The 6,477-nt window shown below is 72.4% G+C and carries 6 protein-coding genes; all 6 read right to left on the bottom strand.

Translation table 11 applies throughout. The features are described from left to right. Positions 1–116: 116 nt before the first annotated feature. The 6 genes from AB0C36_RS19240 to AB0C36_RS19215 all read right to left on the bottom strand — a co-directional run bounded on the left by AB0C36_RS19240 (position 117) and on the right by AB0C36_RS19215 (position 6,423). A complete protein-coding gene (locus AB0C36_RS19240) occupies positions 117–983 on the bottom strand; it encodes an ABC transporter permease (RefSeq protein ID WP_358355540.1) in 867 nt (288 codons plus the stop codon). Beyond that, positions 980–2,020 carry an ATP-binding cassette domain-containing protein gene (locus tag AB0C36_RS19235; protein WP_358355538.1) on the bottom strand — a complete coding sequence of 347 codons (1,041 nt, stop codon included), beginning with the start codon at positions 2,018–2,020 and terminating at the stop codon, positions 980–982. Before AB0C36_RS19235 ends, AB0C36_RS19240 begins: the two co-directional genes overlap by 4 nt. 289 nt (positions 2,021–2,309) lie before the next feature. Continuing rightward, complete coding sequence (ilvA, locus tag AB0C36_RS19230; RefSeq protein ID WP_358355536.1) at positions 2,310–3,548, bottom strand: threonine ammonia-lyase; 1,239 nt, start codon at positions 3,546–3,548, stop codon at positions 2,310–2,312. Between the two features lie 12 nt (positions 3,549–3,560). Beyond that, positions 3,561–4,220 (bottom strand): response regulator transcription factor, encoded by a 660-nt coding sequence (locus AB0C36_RS19225; protein ID WP_358355535.1) that lies wholly within the window; start codon positions 4,218–4,220, stop codon positions 3,561–3,563. Then, positions 4,208–5,950: a sensor histidine kinase gene (locus AB0C36_RS19220; protein WP_358355533.1), complete on the bottom strand. Its 1,743-nt coding sequence runs from the start codon at positions 5,948–5,950 to the stop codon at positions 4,208–4,210. The genes AB0C36_RS19225 and AB0C36_RS19220 overlap by 13 nt, the downstream gene beginning before the upstream one ends. Continuing rightward, complete coding sequence (locus tag AB0C36_RS19215) at positions 5,947–6,423, bottom strand: response regulator (RefSeq protein ID WP_358355531.1); 477 nt, start codon at positions 6,421–6,423, stop codon at positions 5,947–5,949. Before AB0C36_RS19215 ends, AB0C36_RS19220 begins: the two co-directional genes overlap by 4 nt. Positions 6,424–6,477 lie beyond the last annotated feature (54 nt).

The following is a 6,477-nucleotide window of genomic DNA, read 5'->3' as shown; positions in this document are numbered from 1 at the left end:
GCATATCCCTATCCCGTGCCCCCGGGGGTGGGGGGGGGCGCCCCGGCCGTGGCCGGGGCCCTTCCGCGTCGTCGGTTCTCGGTTTCCCGCTGCCGCCGGTCGGGCGGCGTTGCCGATCAGGCGGTCGCGGAGCGGTACTTGCGGACCGCGAGGGTGCGGAACACCGCGATGATCAGCAGCGACCACAGCAGCGACGCCCACACCGGGTGCTGCATCGGCCAGGCGTTCGACTCGGACACGCCCGGGTTCCCGAAGAGCACGCGGCCCGCCTGCACGGTCGCGCTGAACGGGTTCCAGTCCGCGATGTGCTGGAGCCAGGTGGGCATGCCGGCCGTCGGCACGAACGCGTTGGACACGAACGTCAGCGGGAACAGCCAGATCAGGCCGGCCGAGGTCGCCGCCTCCGGCGTACGCACCGACAGCCCGATCAGCGCGCCGATCCAGGTGAACGAGTAGCCGAGCAGGAGCATGAGCGCGATCGCGCCCAGCGCCTTCGGAATGCCCTCGTGGACCCGCCAGCCCACCAGGAGCGCCACCACGATCAGCACGACCATGGTGAGCGCCGTCTGCACGAGGTCGGCGATGGTCCGCCCGGTGAGCACCGCGCCGCGCGCCATGGGCAGCGAGCGGAAGCGGTCGATGAGCCCCTTGGTCATGTCCTCCGCGATGCCCGCGCTCGAACCGGCGGTGGCGAAGGTGACCGTCTGGGCGAAGATGCCGGCCATCAGGAACTCGCGGAACATCTTCGGGTCGGTCGACCCGTCGACGTTGATCGAGCCGCCGAAGACGTACGCGAACAGCAGCACGAACATGACCGGCTGGATCATGCCGAAGACGACGATCTCCGGGATCCGGGTCATGCGGATCAGGTTGCGCTTGGCGATGACGATCGAGTCGTGGAACGACTGCACCAGCCCCCCGCGCGGCTTCGGCGCGAGAGAGGTGGGCGAGATCGAGCCCTTCGCCACGGTGTCGGTCGTCATCGGGCGGCGTCCTTCCGGGTTTGTGCGGCCTTGTCGGCGGTACGGCGTCCGGCGTCCCCGCCTTCGTCGTCACCGCCGTCGCCGTTGTCGTCGGCGTCCTCGGCGTGATGGCCGGTGAGCGAGATGAACACGTCGTCGAGGGTCGGGCGGCGCAGCCCGATGTCGTCGATCTCGACGCCGCGCTGGTCGAGTTCGCGGATGACCTCGGCGAGCAGCTTGGCGCCGCCCTGCACGGGGATGGTCAGGCGCCGGGTGTGCTGGTCGATGGCCACGTCGTCGCGGCTGAAGCCGCGCAGGACCTCGGTCGCGGTGCCGATCAGTTCGCGGTCGTGGACGACCACCTCGACGCGCTCGCCACCCGTCTGGGCCTTGAGCTGGTCGGCGGTGCCGCGCGCGATCACCTTGCCGTGGTCGACGACCATGATGTCGTGCGCGAGGTGGTCGGCCTCCTCCAGATACTGCGTGGTCAGCAGCAGCGTGGTGCCGTCCGCGACGAGGTCCTGGATGACCTCCCACAGGGCGAGGCGGTTGCGCGGGTCGAGGCCGGTGGTCGGCTCGTCCATGAACATCACCGGAGGCCGGACCACCAGGGCGGCGGCCAGGTCCAGCCGGCGGCGCATACCGCCCGAGTACGTCTTGGCCGGCCGGTCGGCCGCGTCCGCGAGGTTGAACCATTCGAGCAGGTCGACGGCGCGGGCTTTCGAGTCCTTCGCGCTCATCTGGTAGAGCTCGCCGACCATCTGGAGGTTCTCACGCCCCGTCAGGTACTCGTCCACGGCGGCGAACTGGCCGGACAGCCCGATCGAGCGGCGGACCTGGTTCGGCTGCTTGACGACGTCGAACCCGGCCACCGTGGCGTGTCCGGAATCGGGGGTGAGCAAGGTGGTGAGGACCCGCACGGTCGTGGTCTTCCCGGCCCCGTTCGGCCCGAGCAGGCCGAGGACGGTCCCCGTCGGCACATTGAGGTCGACGCCGTCGAGCGCCCGTACTTCGCCGAAAGTCTTGACCAGATCTTCGGCGACGATCGCATCCTGCATGTTGTTGGATCACTCCTCGGGCGGTGTTCCGCGTCAGTCGTGATGGCGGCGCGTGGCCGGGTCGGCGGCCGTCGCGACCGGACGGGTATCCGATCTTGTGCGTGTCGCTTTCCACCCTGCCGCGCGACCCGAACCGGCGCGACCGGTTTTCCCCCGGCCACAGGTCGTCACCAGCCAAGCACAGCGCACTGACACAGCGTGAGGGCAAGATCCGGCCGCGGAAGGTCCGCGCGTGTCGCGAGACGGTCCGCGTGTACGTGCTGCGCGTGTGTGCCGCCCGTCCGACCGCTCACGCCTCCGTGACCGGGTACCCCGCCTCGGTCATCGCCGCGATCACCTCGCGGCAGTGCTCGACGCCCTTGGTCTCCAACTGGAGTTCGACCTCCACCTCGCCCAGTTGCAGCGAGGCGTCGGTACGCACGTGCGTCACGTTCCCCACGTTCGCGTCCGTCGCGGCCAGTTCGGCGAGCAGCGTGGCCAGCGCGCCGGGGCGGTCGGGGATGCGTACCCGCAGCGACAGGTAGCGCCCGGCGGCCGCGAGGCCGTGCCGCAGCACGCGCAGCATCAGCAGCGGGTCGACGTTGCCGCCGGACAGGATCGCGACCACGGGTGGCTCGATGGTGACGTACGACTGCGAGCCGCCCGCCTCCAGCAGCGCCGCGACCGACGCCGCGCCGGCCGGTTCGACGACCAGCTTGGCCCGCTCCATGCACAGCAGCAGCGCCTGCGACAGCGATTCCTCGCCGACCGTGCGCACCCCGTCGACCAGTTCGCTGATCAGCGAGAACGGCACCTCGCCGGGGCAGCCCACCGCGATGCCGTCGGCCATCGTCGTCACCGACGGCAGCGCGACCGGGCGGCCCGCCGCCAGCGACGGCGGGTACGCGGCCGCGGAGGCCGCCTGCACGCCGATCACCTTGATGTCCGGGCGCAGCGCCTTGACCGCGACCGCGACGCCCGCGAGCAGACCGCCGCCGCCGGTGCCGACGAGGATCGTGCGCACCTCCGGGCACTGCTCCAGGATCTCCAGGCCGACCGTGCCCTGGCCCGCGACGATGTCCTCGTGGTCGAAGGGGTGGATGAACACCGCGCCGGTCGCGTCGGCGTACTCCTTGGCGGCGACCAGGCAGTGCTCGACGGTGGTGCCTTCCAGGAGCACTTCGGCGCCGTAGCCGCGGGTCGCGGCGATCTTGGGCAGCGGCGCCCCGGCCGGCATGAAGACGGTGGACCGTACGCCGAGCAGCTGCGCGGCGAGCGCGACGCCCTGGGCGTGGTTGCCGGCACTGGCCGCGACGACGCCGCGCGCCCGCTCGTCCTCGGTGAGGCCCGCGATGCGCACGTACGCGCCGCGGATCTTGAACGAGCCGGTGCGCTGGAGGTTCTCGCACTTGAGGTAGACGGGACCGCCGATGCGCTCGGTCAGCGCACGGCAGCCCGCGAGGGGCGTGGTGCGGGCGACGCCGTCGAGCAGTTTGTGCGCGACGCGGATGTCGTCCAGTGAGACCGACTGGGGTGAGGGCGAACTCATGCCCTCAGTGTGTCACCGGCCGATCTTCCCCTCGCGGAGGAAGGTCAGGACCGCGAGTACCCGCCGGTTCCCGTCCGCGCCCTGCGGGAGTTCGAGCTTGCCGAAGATGTTGCGCACGTGGGTCTCGACCGTTTTCGGGCTGAGGAACAGCTCGGCGCAGATGGCCTGGTTGGAACGTCCCTGCGCCATCAGCGACAACACCTCGGCCTCACGGTCCGACAGCCCCGCCAGGGCCCCGCCGGTACGTCGGCGGCCGAGCATGCCGGCGACCACCTCCGGGTCGACGACGACGCCGCCGTCCGCGACCGTGCGGATCGCGGCGGCGAACCGGTCGAGGTCGGTGACGCTCTCCTTGAGCAGGTAGCCGCGGCCGGGCGCGTCGCCGCCGAGGAGGCGTACCGCGTGGTGGCCTTCGACGTACTGGGACAGGACCAGCACGCCGATGCCGGGGCGTACCGAGTCGAGGGTGACGGCGGCGTCCAGCCCCTCGGTCGTGTGCGTCGGCGGCATGCGGATGTCGACGATCGCGACGTCGGGGTGCTCGGTGCGGACCAGCGCGACCAGCCCGTCCGGGTCGCCGGCCTGTCCGACCACGGTGAAGCCGGCCTCGGCCAGCAGGCGCGCGACGCCCTCGCGGAACAGCAGGGCGTCGTCGGCGATCACGACGCGCACGGCAGCTCCGCGACGACCCGGGTGCCGTGGCCCTCGGGGCTGTGCACGGTCAGCACGCCGTCCAACGCCTCGACGCGGTCCGCGAGTCCGCGCAGGCCCGAGCCACCGCACGGATCCGCGCCGCCCGCCCCGTCGTCGGCTATCTCCACCGTCATCGTCCCTTCCCCTTGATGGACCGCGATCGTCACGCGGGCGGCGCCGGCGTGCTTCGCGGCGTTGGCCAGCGACTCGCTGACCACGAAGTACACCGCTTCCTCCAGGCCCGGCGGGAACCGGTCCTCGGGCACGGCGACCACCTCGGCCGGCACCGGCGACCGCTCGGCGAGCGACACGAGCGCGGCACCGAGCCCGGCCTCGGTCAGCACCGCCGGGTGGATGCCGCGGGCCAGCTCGCGCAGTTCGGCGATGGCGAGCTTGAGCTCCCCGGCACACTCGTCGAGGCTTGCCGCGAGTGCCTCGTCGCCGCCCGGCACCTGGGTACGTGCGACCCGCAGCATCAGCGCCAGCGTCACCAGCCGCTGCTGCGCTCCGTCGTGCAGGTCGCGTTCGATCCGGCGCCGTGCGGCGAGGCCCGCCTCGACGATGCGCGTGCGCGACGCGCGGACCTCGGCCAGCTGCGCCCGGACCTCGGCGTGCAGGCGCTCGTTCTCCATCAGCAGCCGCGCGGTGGCGGCCACCGCCCAGATGAGGTCCGGGGATTCGTCGAGTGCGGGGTCGTATGCGATGGCGCCGACGCCGGGAAGCGCGATGACCGCGCGGCCCGGCCCGGGCTCCGGGAGCGGGCGCGGCCGGCCGTCGGGGTCGACGTAGTCGTCGTACCCGGGGCGGTAGTAGATCAGCCGCAGGCTCGGGTCGCGCAGCGAGCGGGCCAGGGCACCTTGCAGGCGGCCGGGCGGCGGGGGCGAATGGCCGAGTTCGGCGGCCAGGTCGGCGGCCACCGAACGCCCCGCGCGGGCCCGGATCATGCCGGCCAGCAGGAACAGCGGCCACACGGCGAGCGAGACGCGGGCGGCGGCGATGCCGGTGCCGTACGTCGACCGCAGCGCGGGGACCATGACCATCAGTCCCGTGTAGACGTACACGCCGGTCATGCCGATGTTGCCGAGCAGCACCGGGGTCCAGCCGCGGCGCAGCAGCCGGCTCGCGGTCCACCAGCGGACGCAGAAGAGGCTGAGCGCGACGAGGTACACGATGGTCGGCAGCATCGAGAACACGATGTCGGCGCGGCGCGGCGAGATGTTGGCGACGTCGGTCTCGGCGAGCAGGTCGCGCGGCCGGACGTCCCAGCCGCCGCCGAGCCAGAACCACACGACCACGCACGGGCCGGTGGTGACGTACGCGGCCACCAGCAGCGCACGCCGCAGCCGCGGGTACACCTTGCCCCGCGCGAAGTCGGTCATGACGTGCGCGATCACGCCCATGACCAGCCAGTCGGCGAAGAAGCCGACGAGGAAGGCGACTTTGTGGTGCACCCCGCCGAACAGGATCAGCGTGCACATCACGGCGGCGAGCAGCATCGGCCAGATCGTCTCGCCCGGGCGGCGGCGTTCCGCGGCGACGACGGCGCACCAGGTGAACGCCCATCCGGCGAGCAGGGGCAGCACCGTGCGGCTGATGGTCTCGGACCATGTGAGGTGGTAGCCGCCGTAGCGGACGGCGACGATCGCGAGGAGGGTGGCGGCGGCCTGGCCCGCGATGATGGTCCGGGTGACGCGCGTGCTGCGGTTCACCGGTCGTCCGCGACGGGCGGGTCACCCGGGCGCTGCGCGGTCTGGCTCTGCGCGGTCGAACTCGGCGCGGCCGGAGTCGGCGCGGTCGGGCTCCGTGCGGCCGAAGCGCGCAGGGTCGCGGCCAGGCTCTGCGGCGACAGCTCTTCCTTCGAGATGTAGCCGTCGGCGTGCGCCCCCGCGATGCGGTCGCCGTAGTCGTCGCGCGCCCGCCCGGATATCAGCACGATCCCCACCCCCGCGTCGTCCGCCCGGATCCGGTCGGCCGCCGTGAAGCCGTCGTACCCCGGAAGCTGCACATCGAGCAGCACCAGGTCGGGACGCAGCCGCCGGGCCGCCTCGACGCCCCCGGGGCCGTCGGCCGCCTCCCCCACGACCCGGTACCCCCACGAGGTCAGCAGCCGGGTCGCCAGCCTGCGGAAACCCTCGTGGTCGTCGACGAGGACGACGGTCAGCGGTGATCCGGTTGCAGCCACCGGGACATCCTCCTCCGCCGCTGGGCCGTCGAACCGCGAAGCGCGGCAGAGCGA

This window comes from Streptodolium elevatio (assembly GCF_040649515.1).
Classification (GTDB): Bacteria; Actinomycetota; Actinomycetes; order Streptomycetales; family Streptomycetaceae; genus Yinghuangia; species Yinghuangia elevatio.
Note: the sequence above shows the minus strand (reverse complement) of the source record. Positions and strands in the feature narration are given on the sequence as shown.

What these genes read in the sequence shown, in the direction of transcription:
- AB0C36_RS19235 (WP_358355538.1), bottom strand. Translation starts at nt 2,020, where the DNA reads ATGCAGGATGCGATCGTCGCCGAAGATCTGGTCAAGACTTTCGGCGAA.
- ilvA (WP_358355536.1), bottom strand. Translation starts at nt 3,548, where the DNA reads ATGAGTTCGCCCTCACCCCAGTCGGTCTCACTGGACGACATCCGCGTC.
- AB0C36_RS19240 (WP_358355540.1), bottom strand. Translation starts at nt 983, where the DNA reads ATGACGACCGACACCGTGGCGAAGGGCTCGATCTCGCCCACCTCTCTC.